The sequence below is a fragment of the uncultured Thiodictyon sp. genome (genome assembly GCA_903837595.1).
Classification (GTDB): domain Bacteria; phylum Pseudomonadota; class Gammaproteobacteria; order Chromatiales; family Chromatiaceae; genus Thiodictyon.
On the sequence record CAILVI010000343.1, the window covers coordinates 1 to 20,706 of the forward strand.

The 20,706-nt window shown below is 64.8% G+C and carries 20 protein-coding genes and 2 pseudogenes; 12 read left to right on the forward strand and 10 right to left on the reverse strand.

Annotated features, from left to right (window positions below; genetic code table 11):
* Positions 1–129 precede the first annotated feature (129 nt).
* From QZY44_RS19270 to QZY44_RS19315, 10 genes and pseudogenes are all read right to left on the reverse strand, one after another.
* A complete protein-coding gene (locus QZY44_RS19270) occupies positions 130–384 on the reverse strand; it encodes a hypothetical protein (RefSeq protein ID WP_295450024.1) in 255 nt (84 codons plus the stop codon).
* A gap of 82 nt (positions 385–466) precedes the next feature.
* A complete protein-coding gene (locus tag QZY44_RS19275; protein ID WP_295450029.1) occupies positions 467–1,153 on the reverse strand; it encodes a c-type cytochrome in 687 nt (228 codons plus the stop codon).
* Positions 1,154–1,178: 25 nt separating this feature from the next.
* The gene (locus QZY44_RS19280; RefSeq protein ID WP_295450041.1) at positions 1,179–2,108 is read right to left on the reverse strand and encodes a 5'-nucleotidase; all 930 of its coding nucleotides are present in this window, start codon (positions 2,106–2,108) and stop codon (positions 1,179–1,181) included.
* Positions 2,109–2,134: 26 nt separating this feature from the next.
* Entirely contained in the window at positions 2,135–2,689 is a 555-nt protein-coding gene (locus QZY44_RS19285; protein WP_295450044.1) for a hypothetical protein, read from the reverse strand.
* 116 nt (positions 2,690–2,805) lie between these two features.
* Complete coding sequence (locus QZY44_RS19290) at positions 2,806–3,438, reverse strand: AAA family ATPase (RefSeq protein WP_295450048.1); 633 nt, start codon at positions 3,436–3,438, stop codon at positions 2,806–2,808.
* Between the two features lie 99 nt (positions 3,439–3,537).
* The gene (locus QZY44_RS19295; RefSeq protein WP_295450060.1) at positions 3,538–4,389 is read right to left on the reverse strand and encodes a hypothetical protein; all 852 of its coding nucleotides are present in this window, start codon (positions 4,387–4,389) and stop codon (positions 3,538–3,540) included.
* 80 nt (positions 4,390–4,469) lie between these two features.
* Positions 4,470–5,120 (reverse strand): hypothetical protein, encoded by a 651-nt coding sequence (locus tag QZY44_RS19300; RefSeq protein WP_295450071.1) that lies wholly within the window; start codon positions 5,118–5,120, stop codon positions 4,470–4,472.
* The gene (locus QZY44_RS19305; protein WP_295450079.1) at positions 5,117–9,337 is read right to left on the reverse strand and encodes an efflux RND transporter permease subunit; all 4,221 of its coding nucleotides are present in this window, start codon (positions 9,335–9,337) and stop codon (positions 5,117–5,119) included. Before QZY44_RS19305 ends, QZY44_RS19300 begins: the two co-directional genes overlap by 4 nt.
* 50 nt (positions 9,338–9,387) lie before the next feature.
* A complete protein-coding gene (locus QZY44_RS19310; RefSeq protein ID WP_295450085.1) occupies positions 9,388–10,545 on the reverse strand; it encodes an efflux RND transporter periplasmic adaptor subunit in 1,158 nt (385 codons plus the stop codon).
* A gap of 337 nt (positions 10,546–10,882) precedes the next feature.
* Positions 10,883–11,265 (reverse strand): annotated as a pseudogene (locus tag QZY44_RS19315) (sulfur globule family protein).
* 445 nt (positions 11,266–11,710) lie between these two features.
* Here QZY44_RS19315 and QZY44_RS19320 point away from each other — a divergent pair.
* From QZY44_RS19320 to QZY44_RS19375, 12 genes and pseudogenes are all read left to right on the forward strand, one after another.
* Positions 11,711–11,977: a hypothetical protein gene (locus tag QZY44_RS19320; protein WP_295450098.1), complete on the forward strand. Its 267-nt coding sequence runs from the start codon at positions 11,711–11,713 to the stop codon at positions 11,975–11,977.
* A 15-nt stretch (positions 11,978–11,992) separates the two neighbouring features.
* A pseudogene (locus QZY44_RS19325) lies at positions 11,993–12,622 on the forward strand (SpvB/TcaC N-terminal domain-containing protein); the annotation flags it as partial.
* Positions 12,603–13,244 carry a VCBS repeat-containing protein gene (locus QZY44_RS19330; protein ID WP_295450101.1) on the forward strand — a complete coding sequence of 214 codons (642 nt, stop codon included), beginning with the start codon at positions 12,603–12,605 and terminating at the stop codon, positions 13,242–13,244. The pseudogene QZY44_RS19325 and the gene QZY44_RS19330, both read left to right, overlap by 20 nt.
* Positions 13,245–13,282: 38 nt before the next feature.
* Positions 13,283–13,489: a hypothetical protein gene (locus QZY44_RS19335; protein ID WP_295450104.1), complete on the forward strand. Its 207-nt coding sequence runs from the start codon at positions 13,283–13,285 to the stop codon at positions 13,487–13,489.
* A gap of 10 nt (positions 13,490–13,499) precedes the next feature.
* Positions 13,500–14,279, forward strand: a complete 780-nt coding sequence (locus tag QZY44_RS19340; protein ID WP_295450108.1) for a thrombospondin type 3 repeat-containing protein — start codon at positions 13,500–13,502, stop codon at positions 14,277–14,279.
* 469 nt (positions 14,280–14,748) lie between these two features.
* Positions 14,749–16,209, forward strand: coding sequence for a dynamin family protein (locus QZY44_RS19345; protein WP_295450111.1), 1,461 nt, complete (start codon positions 14,749–14,751; stop codon positions 16,207–16,209).
* A 4-nt stretch (positions 16,210–16,213) separates the two neighbouring features.
* The gene (locus QZY44_RS19350; protein WP_295450114.1) at positions 16,214–17,125 is read left to right on the forward strand and encodes an ROK family protein; all 912 of its coding nucleotides are present in this window, start codon (positions 16,214–16,216) and stop codon (positions 17,123–17,125) included.
* 4 nt (positions 17,126–17,129) lie between these two features.
* Positions 17,130–18,386 carry a nucleotidyltransferase family protein gene (locus QZY44_RS19355; RefSeq protein ID WP_295450117.1) on the forward strand — a complete coding sequence of 419 codons (1,257 nt, stop codon included), beginning with the start codon at positions 17,130–17,132 and terminating at the stop codon, positions 18,384–18,386.
* A 58-nt stretch (positions 18,387–18,444) separates the two neighbouring features.
* Complete coding sequence (locus tag QZY44_RS19360; protein WP_295450127.1) at positions 18,445–19,104, forward strand: protein-L-isoaspartate(D-aspartate) O-methyltransferase; 660 nt, start codon at positions 18,445–18,447, stop codon at positions 19,102–19,104.
* 171 nt (positions 19,105–19,275) lie between these two features.
* A complete protein-coding gene (locus QZY44_RS19365) occupies positions 19,276–19,569 on the forward strand; it encodes a DUF1778 domain-containing protein (RefSeq protein ID WP_295450120.1) in 294 nt (97 codons plus the stop codon).
* Positions 19,566–20,066, forward strand: a complete 501-nt coding sequence (locus tag QZY44_RS19370) for a GNAT family N-acetyltransferase (protein WP_295450122.1) — start codon at positions 19,566–19,568, stop codon at positions 20,064–20,066. The genes QZY44_RS19365 and QZY44_RS19370 overlap by 4 nt, the downstream gene beginning before the upstream one ends.
* Positions 20,067–20,180: 114 nt before the next feature.
* Positions 20,181–20,706 (forward strand): hypothetical protein (locus QZY44_RS19375; protein ID WP_295450124.1); only part of this gene is annotated, 526 nt, incomplete at its 3' end.

Here is a 20,706-nt window from a genome sequence, read left to right on the forward strand (position 1 = left end):
GACCACGCCCCCGAAGAAGTCCACCACCACGCCCCCCAGGGCCACCAGGAGCCCCACCCTGCCGCTCAGTGGTCCCCATCGCTCCACCCGCCCTGCGGCTCGACCGGCGCCTAAAGATCCGCAGGCCGATTAGGAGTCTGAGTCGCGCCAGCCTCTGGAGTTAGGATTAATGAGCAGTTTGGCGCCTTCACGCACCAGCCGCTGAACCATCGCCGGCGCGTTGTGCGTGCCGTGCTCCGGAACCAGAGTCAGCGCGATTTCTTCGGCGTTCTCGGCCACCCCCTGGCCGTCTTCCCAGCGCACGCGCAAGCCGGTGTCATGCGTCGCGATGCCTTCCTCATTGATTTGCCAGCGTTCCTGCCAGCGACGGTGCTTGAATATCATGTGCGTATCCTGAAATCATCTTGTCATTTGGGCGGCAACCCGTCGCGGCCGGGGGGCCTCTCCTACGACGCAGCCACGGCGATCAAGGTAGTGATTGTAGAAACAGCGCAACGTCGTCCATCTGCGCACGCGTCAGATGCGCGACGATCTGTTTCATCGCGACCCCCGCCTGGCCGCCGCGCTGATCACCCTGAAAAGCCAGCAACTGCGCGACGGTATAGCCACTGTGCTGTGCCGCCAGGCGCGGAAGAGGCCCGTTGCCGTGGGCCTCGGGGCCATGGCAGGTCTGACAGGCCACCAAGGCCAGGTTGGTGTTTCCAGTCTGGTAGATCGCCCGCCGCAGCCCGAGGAGTGGCGCATCCCCGGCATTGATCGGGTTCGGCGCCGGCAACTGCTTGCTATAGTAATCGGCCAGGCCCTTCATCTGGTCAGTCGTCAGCCCGCCGGCGACACGCCACATGCGTCTGGCGTCCAGGTTAGTCAGCCCACCGGCCATGCCCCACAAGCGCCCGGCGCTCAGTTCCGGGCCGGCGCGGCGCTGAAAGGCCGTCAATTGATTGAGCAGATAGTCCCGGGTTTGGCCGGCGAGCCGGGGAAATCGGGGTAAGGTGGTGTTGCCGTCGACGCCATGGCAACTCGCGCACACCTCCACGGCAAGCGTCGAGGGGCTCACGGTGGGGTCGCCAAGATAGCGCAGCCGATTGATGCCGGCACAACCGGAGGCAGTCACCGCCAGGATCAGCGCAAGTCCCACGCGCAGGGATTTCATCACTTCATGCCGCCTCAGTTACCGACTAGCCAGAGCGCCCGACTTCATTCGCAACGCCATGCGGCACATGCCCGGTCGCCACATGCAGCCTGGCCTGGTCGCAGTGGACCTCCTGGTCGTCGAAAAAGATATCGGCGTCGAAGGCTGCGAGGAAGTTGGCCTTGGAGAGCCCCCCCAAGAACAGGGCCTCGTCGATGCGGATGTCCCAGGCGCGCAATGTCCGCACCACACGCTCGTGGGAGGGGACGCCGCGGGCGGTCACCAGCGCGGTGCGCAGGGGCGAGGCGTCATCCGGGGGGAATAGCGCCTGGAGTTGTTGGATCGCCACCAGCAACCCCTTGAATGGACCGCCAGGGAGCGGTTCGTAAGCGGACGCGGACTCGCTGGCATTGAACACCGCCAGCCCCTCCTCCCGATAGAGTCGCTCGGCATCATCGGAGAACAGCACCGCGTCGCCGTCGAAGGCGATACGCACCTGGCCGTCGTCCGCGCCCCGGTTGGTGGAGGCCGCCGGCAACACGGTGGCCGCGGCGCACCCGGCCGATAGGGCGAGTCGCACGTCATTCGGATCGGTCGACAGGAACAGGTGCGCCCCGAAGGCCGCGACATAGCGATACGGGCTGGCGCCGCCGGTGAAGGCGGCGCGGGTGATGTCGAGCCCGTGCCGGTGGGCGGAGGTCAGGACCCGCAGCCCGGTATCGGAACTGTTGCGCGAGAGCAGGATCACCTCCACCCGGCCACGTTCGCCCAAGGTGGCGTTGAGATTCATGAGCTTGCGCACCAGCGGGAAGGCAACCCCGGGCTCTAGGGTGGCGCTCTCGTGGGCGACCTGATAGGCGCGGTAGGCGTGCACCCCCTCCGTCTCGAAGACCCGATGGGACTCGCTGAGATCGAACAGTGCGCGCGATGAAATGGCGACGATGAGACGCACCGGCTGGGGGTCAGCGGTTTTCATTGTGCTGCCGGGCGAGCCCACCGCCGCTACCAGGGCATGAACGAGTTCATGACCCGCATGGGTCGGCCGATGTTGCGATTCAGGGACGCCATATCATCGCGCATAACGGTGGTATTGAGCGTCATCTCCCGCATGGACCGGTCCATGTTGATCATACTGGTGAGCATCGGGTCCAGGGTCTTCACGTCCCGCGCCATGCCATCCACGCTCTTCGTCATACCATTGATATCGTCGCTGACTTTCGCCAAGTTGCCTGAAACCGACTGCATGTTACTGACCAGCAGTGTCATGTTGGTCTCCACGCTAACCGCCAGAGAATGGACGTCCTTGGTCAGGCTGTACACCAGATAAAAGCCATAGGTGGCCAGCAGTACAAAGGCGAACAGCAATGGATAGACGACCACTTCCATCCGCCTGGCGCTGGATTCGATGGCATGGGAGAGGCGATCGATGGCAATCAGATTGATCTGCGCATCGCTGACCGTGGTCGTACCGCCGAGCGGAAAGACGCCGCCACCATGTCCATTCCCGGGGTTCTCGTGGGCGATCGGCGCGCCAGTGGGGGTCTCATGAGCCGCCATGTGTAATCACCGCAAGGGGTAAGAATTGATCGAATTGACGGACTGAGCTTAACAGAAAAAAGCCCCCGAACAAGCCGTTTCGCCGACACGCGGGCCAACCTGAGTCCACTCCAGGTTCAACTCACCAGGTCGGCATAGAGCAGCGCCGCCAGGCCCAGGAACTCGCGGGCGGCCTTGCCCTTCGGCTCCAGTTCAAAGACCGCGAGCCCTTCGCTGAACGAGCGCCTGAACACGGTCCGCTGGGACAGGCGCGGTTTGATGAGACGGATGCCGGGGAGCGCCACCAGTGCCGCAGCGGCCTCGTCGGTCTCGCGCACCGCGTGATGGGTGTCGCCCCGATTGATAAAACCGAGCACCTCGGGCGGCGTATCCCGTGCCGCCGCGGCGACCAGATGGATGAAGCGCTGCGCCGACCAGATGTCCGCCTGGGACGGCTGCACCGGCACGACCACCCGATCGCACAGGACCAACGCTAGGCGCAGGCTGTCCATGTCCGCCGTGCCCGCGTCGATGACGACCTCGTCAATACCCTGAAAGTGCTCACGCGTGAGGACCGCTTTGTCGAGTGCGTGCAGTGGCGGGGCGAACCCCTCCTCCTGGCGTACCTCGATCACGTCAGTGAGGGTCGCCTGGGGATCGATATCCACCAACTGGCAGGAGACGTCAGTCAACGCCAACCAAACCCCAAGATTGAATGCGACCGTGCTCTTTCCCGAGCCACCTTTGAGACTGGCGACCAGCGTGATCATGCTCTACGTAAGACTCCGATTGGGTGTCCGCGACCGCCCGCTACCCAGCGGGTCCGCACCGTCAAGCCAGGCACCGCCCCGAAGAGCGGTGCACCCACGCTATCTGCCGCCCGATTGGGCCGGTGCAGCCGCCGGCGGTGCGGCCGGGGCTGGTGTACCCATCGGCGGCGCACCCGGGGGCGGTGCGGGCTGGGGCAGGGTCTTCTTCGTGTACCCGTCCGGCACTTTGAACAGGTCATCGGGCTGGGGGCCGACGTGGATATTCTTGAGCTCACTCACGGCCCCGCCGCGAAGCTCCTCTTTCACGGCCAGCTTCAGTTCCGGGTCATACCATTGCATGCTGCTCGTCGGCGGCTGATTGGGCACCCCGGTGGTCATCTCCCACTTTTCCGCCGTGCGGCCGTTGAGGGTCTCGGTGCCGAGCAGTTTGAGTTCCATCGTCTGACCGTTCGGCAAGACGTGTTTCAAGGGCAGGCCCCGCTGCTGGTCCAACCACTGGGTTGCGGTCAGGGTCTGACCCTTGTCGGTCATCGACATCTCCCACTTCACCGCCGGGCGTCCGTTCACGTCCTCGAGACCGATCCGACGGCAGGTGAACCCCTCCAAGCCCACGCATGGATCGGCTTCTGGCGAGGGCGTCGCCGGCGCGGGCGTCGCGCCCTTCGCAGGCGTGGAGCGCTCCAGATAGGTCTTGTCCGCCGGGAACAGCAACCACTCCATGCCGCGCTTCTGATCACTGATCCGCACCACCTCACGCCCCTGTTGTGACATCTCCATTCGGGTACGCCCGTCGCCCACAAACAGCTTACCCCCGACCACCTGACCATCCGGTGCACTGCGCGCCATGTCCGCCGCGAACTGGGCGCTGGCCCCCTCCGCCCGGACCGCCCCCGCTGCCGCCATCGCAACGGCCAGCAGTGCCGCCGAAACCACCCGTTTGTGTATGCTCATGATGCCGCTCCGCCTCCTTCAATTAATTGCTCGGTTAGAATTCGAAACACCTTTCCCCGCACCCGCGCGACCGGGCTCGCTCACCGTGACGGCCAGGGACCGCTGCGCTCATCCGGCCATCCCGGCCCCGCGGGCGGAGCGCGGCGTGGCCTTGGACCCGGGTCGGCACCCTGCCCCTGACGCTCCAGTTCCCGCTCCGTCAAGGGACGGAAGCGATATGAACCGGCATCCGGCCCACCGCCACCTGCGCCAACCACCCCCGGCGGATCGCCGCGAAAGCGATACCCGGGGGCTGGCCTCGCCGGCGGATCAGCGACGCCAGCCGGTCCCGCCGGGGTGCCCGCGGCAGCCCCCACCGGCAGGTCGGCGCCACCGGCATCCTCGCGGAAACGATAGGCCGGAGCATCCGGGGCCGGTCCTCGTGTTGGCTCCCCGGTCGCCGGCTCACCGGTGCGACGCCAGTCGCCGCTCCAGGCCGGCGCGCCCGCGGCGTCAGACCACGCACGGCCAGGCGCATCGCTCGCGCCAGTGGCATGGTCCGGCGAACCGGCGCGATCCACTGGCGCTGGGGCTGAGGTTGAGGCTGGAGCGCCCTGAATCCAATCGGGACCCGGGGCCTGCCGTTGGGCCGCGCCCTGGTTGTCACCGATCCCCCAGGGATTCGCCGCCGCCAGTCCCGACGCAAGCACTAAGCCTGGCGCCAGCCGCCGCAGAATCAGCCACCTGGTCATGACTTGTCCCCATCGGGCTCATCATCGCGCTTCAGCCGGATGCCTCGCCGTGGCGAGCGGGTCCCGACCTTCGAAGGTGTCGTCGCCGTCGCCGGCTTGGCCGCGGTCTTCTTGCCGCTGCCGGTCTTGGCCGCAGTGCCAGCTGGCTCAGCGGGAGTCAGCGCCGCCGCGCCCGGACCAATCTCAGTCGTGGTCTCCGGGGACCCCGCAGGCGCCCGCGCGTCTTGCGCAGCGGGGGTGTCCTCACTCGCCGCGGCAGCCGGTCGCATCACCAATGCCGAGCGCGGCTCAGGGGGAGTGACGACATCCACTGCCGCCACTGGACCCGCAGGAGGCGCCGACACCGAATCCACCGCGTCCCCTGCCCCGCCATCGGCCACTGGAGCCGCCGCGCAACCGGCACCCGCATCAGGTGCGGGCGCCGCCGGTGCCCTGTTCGTTGGCCTTCTCACGCGCGGCGGCGGCTTCGGCTTGAAGGCGTTCTGCGCCAGATCGATCAGCAGGATCAGGATGCCGCGCAGGCCGTAGAAGACCAGGGTCAGCACCCCCCAGACCTTCTGCAGTGCCGCGGACAGGGCCGAGGGCGGCGCCACCGCAGGTGCCGGCGTGGCTGGCGGCGCGCCCCCGGGGGCCGCCGTGCCGGACTTGGGCGACCGGGACCGCGGCGGTGACTTGGGCTTGAAGGCGTTCTTCGCGAGGTCGAAGAGCAGGATGAAGATGCCGCGGATCGCATAGAAGACCAGCGTCAGCACATCCCACAGCTTCGCCGGCGCGGCGGACCAACCACCACCCGCCCCGGTGCCACCCGGCACCGCCCCCCGCGGCACCACCTCGGACTGGCACGGCAGCCCGGAGGCCGGCAGATGCAGTGCCGTGGCGGCGGCGACCGCACACATTTCATTCGCGCGGGCCACGCAACCCAGTGGAATGACGATCAGGGTCAGGACCGTGGCGACGATGGTACCGGCCAGCAGCGAGATGGCCATGCCCTGGAAGATGGGGTCGGTGATGATTACGCTGGAGCCGGCGACCAGGGCCAGGGCGGTAATCAGGATGGGCCGCGTGCGGACCTTACAGGCACGAATCACCGCCTCGGCCACCGGCGTACCGCGGCGGATCTCGTGCAGCGAGAAGTCCACCAGCAGGATGGAGTTACGCACGATGATGCCGGCCAGCGCGATCCAGCCGATCATGGAGGTGGCCGTGAACGCCCCCCCGAGCCCCAGCTGGAACATGACGAAGTGGGCCGGGATGATCCCGAGCAGGGTCAGCGGGATCGGCGCCATGATCACCAGCGGGATGCGGAAGTGACCGAACTCCCACACCAGCAGGATATAGATCAGCACCAGGGCAACCATGAAGGCCCCCCCCATGTCACGGAAGGTCTCAAAGGTCACCGTCCATTCACCGCCCCACTCCACGGCGAGCCGGTCGGCTGCCGGCGGCGGCGTTAACCAATAGAAGGCGTCCCCAAGGCCCCCACCGGCGGCCGGCTTGGTGCCGTCCGGAGCGGTGTAGTCGGCCGCCGCCATCAGGTCCTGGACCTGGAACATCGCATAGGTCGGCGCCGCGAGGCGTCCGCCCACGTCGGCCACCACGAACTCCACCCCACGCAGGTCCTTGTTATAGATCATGTCCTCCTCTTGGGCGTAGCGGAACTCACCCAACTCACGCAGTGGGACGCTAAAACCCTGGCTGGACTGGATCGGCAGGTCGCCCAAGCGCTCGATCTGCGAGCGCTCCGCCAGCGGGACCTGCAGGACGATCGCGGTGGATTCGTGCCCGCTCTGCTGGCCGGCCGCCTGCTTGATGTCGCCGATGGGCGCACCGCCCAAGGCCATGGTGAGGTTGCGATTGATCGTGTCCACCGAGATCCCGCGGCGGACCGCCTTCTCGGTGTCAACGTCGAAGCGCCAATAGTCATAAGGCGCGCGCAGATAATTGTCGACGTCGCGGGCGCTCGCGGTCTTACGCAAATAGTCAGTGACATCGCGGGCAAACGCACGCCGCAACTCGGGAGTCGGGCCATAGATCTCGGCCACCACGGACTGCAACACCGGCGGGCCTGGGGGCATCTCCACCACGGCGAGCGTCGCCCCGGTGCCCTTCACCAGGCTGTCCAGTGCCTCGCGCGCCGCGACCGCAATCTCGTGGCTGGTGCGCGCGCGGACGTGCTTATCGGTGAGCTGGACCTGGATCTCCGCCTGCCAGGGCTGCGAGCGCAGGTAGTAGTGCCGCACCATCCCGTTGAAGTCGAAGGGCCGCGCGGTGCCGACATAGACCTGGAGGGCGGTTACCTCGGGCAGCGTGCGCAGGTTGGCCGCCAGGCGGTCGGCCAGGTTGGCCGTCACCGGCAGGGCCGTGCCCTCTGGCAGGTCGATGACAACCGAGAACTCGGGTTTGTTGTCGAGCGGCATCATCTTCACCGCGACCCACTTGAAATAGAAAAAAGAGCAGGTGAAGAGGAAGGCCCCCCATAACGCCAGCCGAAACAGCCGCCGCTTCCTGGGACTTAAGATCAGAGGCGTCAGTATGGCGCGGAAGACGCGCTCGGTCACTTCGGCATGGCGGTGCTCGCGGTGCTCTGCCGCCGCCAGGTAGGCGAGCGATGGACGCAGCCATTTGGAGATGGCCAGGTAGGGGGTGAAGACGAAGGCCGCGAACAGTGAGATAAACATGGCCACCGACCCCAGCTTGGGGATCGGGGCCATATAGGGGCCCATCATGCCGCTGACGAAGCCCATGGGCAGCAAGGCCGCGATCACCGTGAAGGTGGCCAGGATGGTGGGATTGCCCACCTCACGCACCGCGTCCACCGCGGTCGCGTCATCAGTGCGACCCTCCGCCAGCCAGCGTCGGTAGATATTCTCGATCACGACAATGGCATCATCCACCAGGATACCGATAGAGAAGATCAGCGCGAACAGGCTCACGCGGTCGATCGTCATGCCCCAGATCCAAGCGGCAAAGACGGTCATGAAGAGCACCACCGGGATCACCAGCATGACCACGATGGCGGGGCGCAGCGCCCGAAACGCCACCAGCACCAGCACGAACACGAAGAAGGTCGCCTTGATCAGCTTGCCGATCAGCTCACTCACCTTCTGGTCCGCCGTCTGTCCATAGTTGCGGGTGATACTGACCTCGACGTTGTTGGGGATGCGGTTGCCCTTCAACTCATCCACTCGGTCGATAATGGCGTTGGCCACGCTCACGCCATTGGTCAGTTCCTTCTTGGCCACCGCGATGGTCACCGCCGGGCGGCCATCCGGTGCGTCCTGTCGCTGCGCCGCCGGCCCGGTGTAATAGGCCACCAACTGGGTGGCGTCTTCCGGCCCCAGGGTCACCCGTGCCACATCACGGATGTAGACCGGCGCCTTATTGAAGGTACCGACCACCAGCCGATTGATGTCATCCACACCCTTCAGAAACGAGCCGGTGGTCAGGGTGAAGTGTGAGCCGCTGGACTCCAGCGCACCGGCCGAGGTCTCGGCATTGGCGGTCTTGAGCGTCTGTGCCACCTGGTCCAGACTAATCTGATACCCGGACAGTCGCGCCGGCAGGACATCTACCGTCACCTGCTCGCGCCGCCCGCCGATGATCATGCCGGGCCCCGTGTTCTTGACCTGCCCGATGGCCTGGAGCACGTCTTGGGCCAGCAGGCGCAACTGCCCGTCGTCCACGTCCGGGGTGCCGTCCCCGTCCAGGTCCTTGGACCACAGGGTCAGGGTCACGATGGGGACATCGTCGACGCCCTTGCTCTTGACCAGCGGCGGCAGGACCCCGGGGGGGATCTTGTCCATGTTGGAGGCCAGCTTGTCGTTCACCTTCACCAGCGACGGGCCCATCGGCTGGCCGACGTCGAACTCTACGGTGACGAAGCCCTGGCCGCGCTCCGAGGCGGAGTAGACGTGCTTGACCCCGGGGATCTCGCTCATGATCCGCTCCAGGGGCTGCATCGCCATATTGGCGACCTGCTGCGCCGAGGCCCCAGGGTACTGCACCATGATGTCGATCATGGGCACCGAGATCTGCGGGTCCTCCTGGCGCGGGGTCAGGATCAGCCCCAGCAGCCCCATGAGCAACATGGCCACATAGAACAGCGGCGAGAGCGGGGAGCGGATGAAAAACCGGGCGCTACGCCCGGCGATTCCCGGAGGGTCCTCGCTGACAGTCGACTCTGCGCGTTCGGGGTCAGCGGTCACTTCTTGGCTCATAATCCCGTCCATTTATTCTCAGGCAAAGCACATGCTGGATAGCAATGCTCCTAGCGATCCGCAGCCCCGCCCTTGGCCCAGCCCGCGGTCACGCGCGGACCCGGATTGACCAGCACCCGCTCACCCGCCGTGAGCCCGCTGAGCACGCTGACCAAACCGCCGCCGAGCCCCTCGCCGATGCGGATCAGCCGCAATTGCGGCTCGCCAGTCTCGCCCACCACATAGACACCGGGCAGACTGCCGTTGTAACGGATGGCGCTCAACGGGATCACCGGATTGTTGCGTAACGGACCGCCCGCGTCAGGGATCAGCACTTTGGCGTACATGCCCGGCTGGGACACCCCTTGGGGCAGGTCGAATTTGACCTTGACCGTGTGACGTTGACTGTCTGCCACGGGGAAGATCTGGGCCACCCGCACCGGCACCTGGCGGTGATCCAGATCCAGCTCCGCCTTGACCATCATGCCCTCACGCAACCCCGGGCGCAGCTGCGCCGGCACCTCCACCTCTACCTGGAGGTAGGCCACATCGGCGTAGTTAAGCAGTGGCTGACCCGGCTGGACCGTGTCCCCCACCTCAACGAACTTCTTGGCGATCACCCCGGCGAACGGGGCGATACTGCGGGCGTCGCGAATCTTCGTATCCAGTCCCTGGAGTTCAGCCTGGAGGCGCATGATCGCATTTTGGGCCTCCTGGACCTGGATGCCGGACGCAAAGAGATCCGCCCCGCGCTCGGCCCCGCGCTCCCGGTCGCCGACGACGTTCTCCAGGGGGCGGGTGAACATCTGGTCGAACAGATTCGGGACGCCCATGCCGCCCGGGGCGCCGCTTGAGCGCGGCGCGAAGATCTCACGGTTGTATTGCACCCCGGCGTTGCGCAACTGGGCGTCGGCGCTGGCCAATTGGGCGAGCATGGCGCGGCGTTTGGCAAACAACTCGGCGTCGTCGATCCCGACCAGGAGGTCAGACTCTTTGAAGGTGTCACCCTCGATCCCGGCCAGCCAAGCGACCCGGCCCGCTAACTGGGCGGCCAGCGTGACCTCTTTGTAGGGGATCACGGTCCCACCCAGGGACACGCTGGGCACCCCCTGGGCCTGCTGGACCACAACTGAGTCACCCAGGTCCCGTGGCCCCGGGGCAGCGGGACCGGCGGCCAGGACGCCCCCGGTGGCAAGGACAAGCAGGCAGGCACCGACAGCACGTCTCATTAAATATTTCCCATCGAATCGCACACTAAGCGATTGGTTTTTAAATCAAATCACCGGCCGACCGGGCAACTGCCGAAGAACCCGGTGTGCCCCGACTCGGCAGTATGACGCGCCCCCCGGGTCGATTCAAGCAACGCGAGGAGAACATAAAATAAAACAGTGGGGTAGCGAGGCTACCCCGGGCACTCCAAACGGACCGCCCCGCGGGCGGCAACGACTCAGGCACCCCGGGGAGACCTCGCCCGCCACTGCTAAGGTGATTTCCGGAAATTACCAGACCAGCGTATTCATCGGTAGGGTAGAGAAGCGTTGCGCATCCACCATCTACGTGACGGTCTTACTTGGACTCAGTCTGGGCCGGAACAGTGCGGGCTGGGGGAGCCATCGGAGCCGGGTATGCGGCATAGGGAGTACCGTAGGGAGCAGCACCATAGGGAGCCACACCATACGGGGCGTAGCCGCCGTAGTACGGGGGCCCGTAGCCATCGCCATAGCCATAACCGTTACCCCGTCCGTAACCGCGGCCACTGCCGCCGCCACTCATGTTCATGTTGAAGTTGCCGTTCCCGAACATGTCGCCCCAACCATCGCCCGAACCGTTGTCGCCCCAACCATTCCCGTAACCTGGACCACCACCCCAGGGGCCCACGCAGAGGCAGAGGCAGACACACCCAGCAGGGCGGCGACGGCGACAACAGTAGCAATCTTCTTCGTCTTTATCTCTAATTTCGATCATGTTTTTTGTGGCAAGCGGGGTGTGCAGCACCTCACCTGCCAATAGAATATTAGAGATTGCTAAAGTTATCAAGAACAAGATTTGAGCGACTGCTGCGGATGTACTGCCCGACGCTGGGTAGACCCTGGCCGCTGCGATCGACGGCGCCACCCACCGGTTCAGCTCACGCTTCGGCACCGACGTGGCGTCACGTGTCGGCTCGCCGACCAACTGCAAATTGGCCGAAGTCGAAATGACTACTTGGGGTTAACAAGCCCGAGCAGCCCGCCTTGTCAGGTGATGGACTAAACATGTAGCATCACCGGGTCAGGGCGTCTCAAAACAATTACGACTGGGAATGACCGCTGACATCAGCGCTATCGAGCTCCAACAGGTTACCGTGCGGCCGTCAGACCGGTCTGCGGAACCCAGGTCCCAAGCGGACGCACGATGCACAGTTCGGCGGTTACAGCAAGACACGCACTCATCGCACTCACCTGTGCGGTGTGGCTATTCGCTTTGTCTGCAACCGCCACCACTGCCGACAAGTCCGGCGTCCAACCGACCGTTCTTTCACTCCCCTCCGGTCCCGGCTCCATTGAGGGCCTGGGCGAGTCCTTCCAGCCCCAACTCAACAGCGGCACGGCCTCGTATGCGGTCCCCTTCGCCGTGCCCCCCGGTCGGGCCGGCTTCGCCCCCTCCATCGGCATCGCGTAAAACGGCGGCGACGGCAACGGCCCGGTGGGCCTGGGCTGGCGGCTGAACCTGCCGAGCATCCAGCGCCGGACCGACAAGGGCCTGCCCTACTACACGGACTACCCGAACCTGGATGGCGTGGACAACGACCAGGACGGCGAAATCGACGAGCCCGATGAGTGGGATACCTTCATCTACAGCAGCGGCGAGGACCTGATCCCGCTGGCCGACGGCACCTTCAGACCCAAGAACGAGTCCGACTTCAGCCGCTTTCAACGCGACGGCGCCGGCTGGCTGGCCACCCAGAGCGACGGCACCCGACTGCGCTTTGGCACCACACCTGAGGGTCGCATCCAAGACAGCACCGGCCGGATCTTCCGCTGGCTGCTGGAGTCCATGGAGGACACCAACGGCAACCGTATCGCCTTCACCCATGCCAAGCTGGACGACAGCAACCAGCGCTACTGCCGGCTGATCCAATACAACGGCGCCATGCAGGTCGAGCTGGTCTACGAGGCCCGTCCGGACCCCTTCGTCGACTACCGCCCCCGCTTCCCACTCAAGACCGCCTACCGCCCCCGCCTGGGAGGACGGCGGTTTGATCCGCCAGGCACTGTTCAATTTCCGGAACCGCGACACGCGGCTGGTGGACCAAAACAACGATAAGCGCATCGACGTGATGCGCACCGCGGCGTCCAGCGACGTCTATGTCTGGCTCAGCCGCCCCGGCACCGCGGGTCAGCCCAGCCGCCAGCCCAATCGATGGAGCAACGCATTCACCCCCGCCTTGCCCAACCCGAACCTGGGCCTCGACCGCCCCTACGTCCGCCTGGCGGACATGAACGGCGACCGCATCCAGGACCTGGTATGGGTCCAGAGCGATCAGTGCACCTGGTACCCCGGCAAGGGCTTCGGTGAGTTCGGCGCCCCCGTCCCCATGGCGAACCCGCCCTTCGGCGTACTGGACGAGACGCGCCTGCTGCTTGCAGACGTGAACGGTGATGGCCTGAGCGACGCCATCTATGTCAGCACCGGTACCTTCCGGGTCTGGATCAACCTAGGCTTGGATCCGGCCGACCCGACCCGCGCCCGCTTCGCCAACCCGGACCCGGTAACCGGCCAGTCGGTGGATGCGCTAACCGCATTCCATAGCTATCTCAAGAGCATTGCGCCCCATGTGAAGCCGACCTGGGGAACCAACAAAGAGGTGGTGCGACTGCAATTCAGCACGGTCAGGCCGAATCTCCAGGGGATCTTCTTCTCACCCGACCGCGGGAAGATCCGATAACCCACGCCCTGGCCTTCCGCTCCAAGGACGCCTTCGACGTGTCGATCAATGCGGTCATTGCCCGCGACCCGGAGGCCCCGGTGGAGTCTCTGCGCAAGAAGGAATTTCGAGAGTTCTCCCCCGCCGTGAGCAGTTGGACCCTGGAAGTCCCGACCATCCATAGCTCGAATCAGCCGATCCTGGACCTCAACAAGGTATCGGACATCGAGATCTGGTTCTACAACTACTACCTCGATCGGAACTGAGGAGCCAGCTATGAAGTCCCATGCAATCAATTGGACCACAGCGGCGCTGCTCCTGGTCTCCGCGTCATGCGCAACGGCCGTGCCGGTCCTCTCCGTCTCCGGACCTATCCACGTGCAAAAGGGCAGTTCGGCCACCCTGCAATTGCGGCTCTCCGGCGGTACCGAACCGTACGCCGGCTTCAACTCCCGGATTGCATTGCCCAAGGGTATAGGCGTGACAGGTGTGACCGCGGGTGCGTTGCTTCCGGCCGGTTTCACGACCGACTATTTGGTGACCGAAGACAGGGCCAATGTGTGGGTCGCAGTGATCGCTTACTCGGGCACGGCCAGCATCGCCGGTAGCGACGGCATTCTGCTCAACATCGGGTTGCAGGCGAATACTGCCGCGGCGGCGGGCACCTATAGCGTCGGCTTCGCTACATCGAACGCGATCCCGATTATCAACTCCATGCACGCGCTGGCTGACGCCCACGGCGCACGATCCGTTCCCCACACCGTGACAGGGACTCAGATTACCATTAGCTATCCGGGCTTGGACAGCGACGGCGATGGCGTACCGGATGGCGATGACGCCTTCCCGCTCGATCCGGCGGAGTGGCTGGATACGGACCATGACGGCATCGGCAACAACGCGGATGCGGACGACGACAATGACGGCATCCCTGACATCAGGGACAACTGCCCACTGAAGGCGAATCCCGATCAAGCCGACTCCGATCACAACGGCGTCGGAAATGTCTGCGAACCTGGTTACCTCTGCTGGGAATGCTTACCGAACAGGGGCGGCTAGCGGGCGATTCTGAAGCGGTAGTTCGAGGGTGCCTGGCGGCTGGTGGCGTTGAGGGTCCGGCCCGGCGGGCGGGTCGGCTTCATCCGGAACCGCGGTGGTGGGGGTCGCTGGGGGGGGCTGGTCGAACTGAAATCCAACCTTGGGACTTCGGGCGTAACGGAGCAGAAAATCTAAAGATAGACCATCCTGGAGCGGTTTGGGCTGGGGTAAACGAACGAGCCTCCTACTCAGGATATCTATTACTTCAGAGGCTTACGACACCACTAGCGGCTCGGCCAAGGCCCGAGCCGGACCTGCCGGGAGGCAGCAGACTACCGCGCCGCACTTGAATCGGTATACCATCCGCGGTCACTTTACCGCCGCCCCGGTGTATGCCTGCGGTCGCGGGGCACGCACCCGGCATCGGCTGCGGCGTCCCGACCCAGCCGGACCCGGGGTGGTCCCCGCCCACTCGCTTAGGAATCGCCACATGTCGACAGAAGAGGTCGTCTCCCAGCGTCTGAGAAACCTGGAACGCCATTTGGAACAGGAAAATCCGGTGCTGCTGAGTTCGATTCAGAGCTTCCGGGAGCTGGACCGGGTCGCCCACGCGATGGGGTTGATGCCCGCAAGCGAGTCCTATGCCACCCAGATCCCCTGGTGGCCCCTGATCGCGGTCCTGGGCACCTTCTCCTCCGGCAAGTCGACCTTTATCAACCACTTCCTCGGACAGAAGGTGCAGCGCACCGGCAACCAGGCGGTGGACGATCGCTTCACCGTGATCTGCTACAGCCGCGCCGCCACGCCCCATGCGCTGCCCGGCGTCGCACTGGACGCGGACCCGCGCTTCCCGCTGTACCGCATCTCCAACAGCATCAATGAGGTGGCCAGCGGCGAGGGCGCCCGGATCGACGCCTATCTGCAATTGCAGGGCTGCCCGAGCGAAGCCCTGCGCGGCAAGATCCTGATCGACTCCCCCGGCTTCGACGCCGACAAGCAGCGCACGGCCACCTTGCGGATCGTCGATCACATCATCGATCTGTCCGACCTGGTGCTGGTTTTCTTCGACGCCCGCCACCCGGAGCCGGGCGCCATGCGCGACACCCTGCACCACCTGGTCGGCAAGACGATGAACCGCGTCGACCCGGGCAAGTTTATGTTTATCCTCAACCAGATCGATATGACCGCGCGCGAGGACAATCCGGAGGATGTGGTGGCCGCCTGGCAACGCGCACTCAGTGACGAGGGGCTGACCGCCGGGCGTTTCTACACCATCTATAGTCCGGACGCGGCCAGCCCGATCGAGGACGAGGCCAAGCGGCGCCGTTATGAGGCCAAGCGTGACGCGGATCTGAAAGAGATCCACGGGCGCATGCACTCGGTGGAGGTGGAGCGCGCCTACCGGATCGTCGGCGCCCTGGACAAGACCGCTACCGCCATCAGCAAAGGCGCCGCGCGACTGCTGACCGAGGCCCTCGGGCGCTGGCGGCAACGGGTATGGGCCATGGATGCTGCCGCGTTTGCCCTAGCCGGGGCCATCTTTTTGCTGTGGGGAATCAACGCCGGACACTGGCAGGGTCTCACCTACGACCCGCCCTGGCTGGCGGCGTTCACCGGGTCCTCTTGGGCGCCCTTGGCCCTGACCGTCCTCCTCACACTGTTGGCCTTGGCCGTCCATTTCGGGATTCGGCACCTGGCGGCCAAGGGGCTGCTGGGCTGGGTGCGCGCGCGCGCCGCGGAGTCGAACGTGCCGGGAGACCTGGTCGGGGCCTTCCAGCGCAATACGCGCCCGGCGCGCACCATGCTGCTCACCACCCCGGCCGGCTGGGGCCATGATGCGCAGCGGCAGGTGGAGCTGGTATTGCAGAATTGCGACATCTACATCCAGACCCTCAACGACCGCTTCACCAACCCCTCGGGGGCTGAAAGCGCTGACCAACCCGAGGGCTGAGGAAATGCGCATCGGGGTCGACCTGGGTGGGACCAAGATCGAGGCCATTGCACTCGATCCCGCTGGCGCCACCCTGGCCCGGCGCCGCATCCCGGCCCCCCGGGATGACTATGGCGCCACCCTGGGGGCCATCACGGGCCTCATCGCTGCCATCGAGTCCGAGACCGGCCAGCGGGGGCATATCGGCATCGGCACCCCCGGGGCCATCTCACCCTTCAGCGGGCGACTGCGCAACGCCAACTCGATCTGGCTCAACGACCAGCCCTTGCAGCACGACCTGACGCAATTGCTGGGGCGGCCGGTGCGTCTCGCCAACGACGCCGACTGCTTTGCACTCTCCGAGGCAACGGACGGGGCCGGCCGCGGGGCGGGCAGCGTCTTCGGGGTCATCATCGGCACCGGCACCGGCACCGGTGGCGGGGTCGTGATCGGCGGACGGCTCCTCACCGGACCCAATGCCATCGCCGGCGAATGGGGTCACAACCCCCTACCCTGGCCCACGCCCGAGGAGTTGCCCGGACCACCCTGTTACTGCGGCAAACGCGGCTGCCTGGAGACCTACTTGAGTGGTCCCCGACTGGCGGCCGACCACCATCAACACACTGGCGCCGACCTCTCCCCGCTCGCCATTGCGGCGGCGGCCACCCGGGGCGACCCGGCGGCGCAAGCAACACTGAACCGCCATGCTGAGCGCCTCGCCCGCGGGCTGGCCAGCGTCATCAATGTTCTCGACCCGGAGGTGATCGTCTTGGGCGGCGGTCTATCCAACCTTCCCCACCTCTACCAGCAACTCCCCGGCCTGATTCGGCCCCACCTCTTCTGCGACGGCTTCGCCACCCGCATCCTGCCGCCGGTGCATGGGGACTCCAGCGGCGTGCGCGGCGCGGCCTGGCTATGGGGGGGCGAATCGCCATAACATCATGCCCACCCCGTTTGCCGATCTGCTGCTACAGATACTCCACAGCAATCCCTCACTGCCCGCCCCGGACCGGCTGGCGGCACTGGGCCCCAGCGACTGGACTACGCTGACCCGCCAAGCCATCCGCGACCGACTGGCATTCCAGCTCAGCGAATACCTCAAGACCAACCAAGGACTGCGCGCGCGGGTGCCCGCAGCGGACCTGCAGCGCCTGAATGACAGGGTTCGTTCGACCCTCCTGTACAACCTGCGAAGACAGATACAGCTGCGCACGATGTGCTTGGCTTGCGAGTCGGCCGGAATCCCGTTCCTACTGCTGAAGGGCCTCTGGCTGGTCGAAACGATCTACGGCGACCTTAAGGCCCGCGCCTCGGGCGACATCGACCTGCTGCTGCGCCCGCAGGACATGCCAAGATTCACTGCGCTCGCGCGAACCCAGGGCTTTAAGGTGCCGTCCGACTGCACCGATCTGCGCCAGATTGCCGCGATCAATAATGAATTCAAGCTCATTCACCCGGTGACCGGCGCCTTTTTCGACATCCACTGGTCCTTGACCCACCCCATTGATGAAGTGGCGATTGACGAGGACCGGTTCTGGCAGCGGTCGGAAAGCGCCACGCTCGCCGGCCAGCCCTGCCGCACTCCGTGCCTGGAGGATCACTTGCTATTGCTGTGCTTCCATGCCGCGATCCACCATCGCTTTCAGTACGTGGGGCCCCGCGCCATGCTGGATATCGCTCAAGTCATCACACGACTCCCGCGCCCCATCGACTGGGATGATTTCCTGGCACGGGCGCATGAGCTGGGCTGGAGCCGGGGTGTCTGGCTGATGTTGGAGCTGGTGCGGGAACATCTCGGAGTGCAACCGCCCGCCGCGGTGCTGGATGGACTGCGGCCCACGGGCGCGGATGACGCCGACATCCGCAAGGCCGCACTCGAGGCGATGTTCTTGCATCAGCAACCCAAGCAGATGCTGGGCAACACGGTGGAACACCTGGCGAACGAAAAAACGGCACGCGGGCGCGTGGTACTGCTGCTCAAGCGGCTATTCCCAGCACGCCGCTATATCGCCAACTATTTCACGGTCGCCATCGACCATCCCGGCATCCATTGGCTGTATGTGAAACGCTGGGGAATCATCATCACGCAAATGACACCCCGCGCGCTCCAACTCTGGACCAATGACCCACGGCGAACGGCCGAACTGAAGCGGTCCACCACCATCACCAAGTGGCTGCGTTCCGAAAAGGCATCGTAGCCGCACGCAGCGCGTGACTTGGTCCCCTGCACCGCGGAGCGGGTGTCACCTTGTGAGCATGAAAGAACGCGAATCACTGATCGCCGAAGTGGAATCCGAGGTGCGCCTGACGGCGTCTGCGCTCGGTTTCGACCGCCTCGACCCAGCTGTGCGCGCCGCCCTGCTGGCGGTCCCCCGTCACGCCTTTGTCCCACCCGGGCAGCGTGCCCTGGCATACGCCGATCATCCACTCCCCATCGGTCGCGGCCAGACCATCTCCCAACCCTACATCGTCGCCATCATGAGCCAATTGCTGCGAGTAGGCGCCGGGGAGCGGGTCCTGGAGCTGGGCACCGGCTGCGGCTACCAAGCCGCGGTGCTGGCCGCCATGGGGCTCGACGTCTACACGATAGAGATCGTCCAGGAATTGGCCGCGGGGGCACGCATGCGGCTCGCCGAGCTCGGTTACGACCGGGTCCAGGTGCAAACCGGGGATGGTTGGCACGGTTGGCCGCAGGCGGCCCCCTTCGACGCCATCATCGTCACCGCCGCCGCCCCACGCCAGCCCCAGCCCCTGCTGGAACAACTCAAGCCGGGCGGCCGGCTGGTGATCCCGCTCGGTGAGCCCGACAGCATCCAGCAACTCGCGGTCTATATGAAGGGTCCGTCCGGACAGCTCGCGGGCCAGAAGGTGCTGCCGGTACGCTTTGTCCCGGTGACTGGCACCTTGGGGGGCTAGAACTCACCCGCTGGCGAAGCGGCAGATCGCAACTGCCCCAGTGCGGCCTGGAGCCCGATAACCTCAAGCCCCGGCGCCAAGGTGTGCGACTCGGGAAAAGTGGAACGGCGGCTTGTCTGTCCTGACAACGTGTGTCATATTGACGCGAACGATGTTCAGGAGACCACCCCAATGTCCCGCGAAACCGAACCCCGTAGCGAACGCATCGATATTCGCACCACCCCGAGCGTGAAACGCACCTTGCAGGACGCGGCCAATACGTCAAGCAAGACGGTATCCGAATTCCTGCTGGACAGTGCATTGAATAAGGCCGCCGAAATCATGGCCGATCGGCGTCTATTCCAACTCGATGACGAGCAATGGGCTGCGTTCCTCGCAGCACTCGACGCGCCCCCGCAACCGATGCCCCGACTTCAGCGCCTGCTGACGGAGCCCAGTGCCCTGGAACAAGCCCTCAACCCATGACCGTCACGGGCATCGAGAAACTGCATTTTTCCCACAACACGGAAGGCTTTGATTGCGGAAAATCCGAACTCAACAACTTTCTGGGACGCTTCGCCCTGAGTAACCAACGCGCCCACCTGGCCCAGACCTATGTGCTGTGCCAAGGCGCGGACGTGGTCGCCTATTACAGTTTGGCCGTCGGGCAAGCCAACCATCAGGACGCGCCGAGCCGCGTCACGCAAGGACTGGGACGCTATCCGGTACCGCTCATGGTGCTGGCCCGCCTGGCCGTGACCAAAAACGAACAGGGGCGCGGATGGGGCTCCTCTCTGCTGAAAGACGCCCTGCGCCGCACCGCACAGGCCGCCGACATTGCCGGTATCCGAGCGCTGTTCGTTCATGCCAAGGACGAAGAGGCGCGAGCATTCTACGAACATTTCAACTTCCGCCCCAGTCCGACCGATCCCTATCATCTGTTCTTGCTGATGAAAGACCTCATGCGATCGACGGGGCCATAAATCTCACGCCGTGCCGCGCAACAGACGGAAAGCCGCAGTCGCCCGGTGACGGCAGGAGTCAGGCCATTTTCCAAGCGACCGGGCAACCTCTCAACGACCACGAGGAACGATTCGATGATGCAGAACTCTCGCAAACTGACAGGGGGCATCGTGCTGGCGGCGTCGCTGCTGATGCACGGTTTGCCGCTCACGGCCACTGCAGAACCCGCTCGTGCGGAGGTGGCAGCGGGCGACAGTGCCTCTGTACTCGAGCGTCTTTCTTCTTATAAGGAGCTGGCTCCAGCAGATCAGTCGGCCGCACTAACCTATTACCAGAGTCTATTGCAGGAAGCAGGCACGGACCAAGCCAAGATAAAAGGAGCAAAAATGACAATGTTTTCCTTCCTGCACGTAATGAGAGCCACTGGAGAAATAAACCCAGAAGAATACAGAGGCAACGGGAGAGCGGTCTATTTCTTAGATCAGGCGATTAAAGACGCAAGGAAACATTTCCCGGAAAAATATTCAGCAGAGTTAGAGCGATACCGAGCCTCTGCAACAAAAGCAGATGAAAGAGGAGACGCTGAAAACAGGCGACTTAAGAAAGAAATAGCAGAAAACAGAAAAGAAATAGCAGAAAACAGAAAAGAAATAGCAGAAA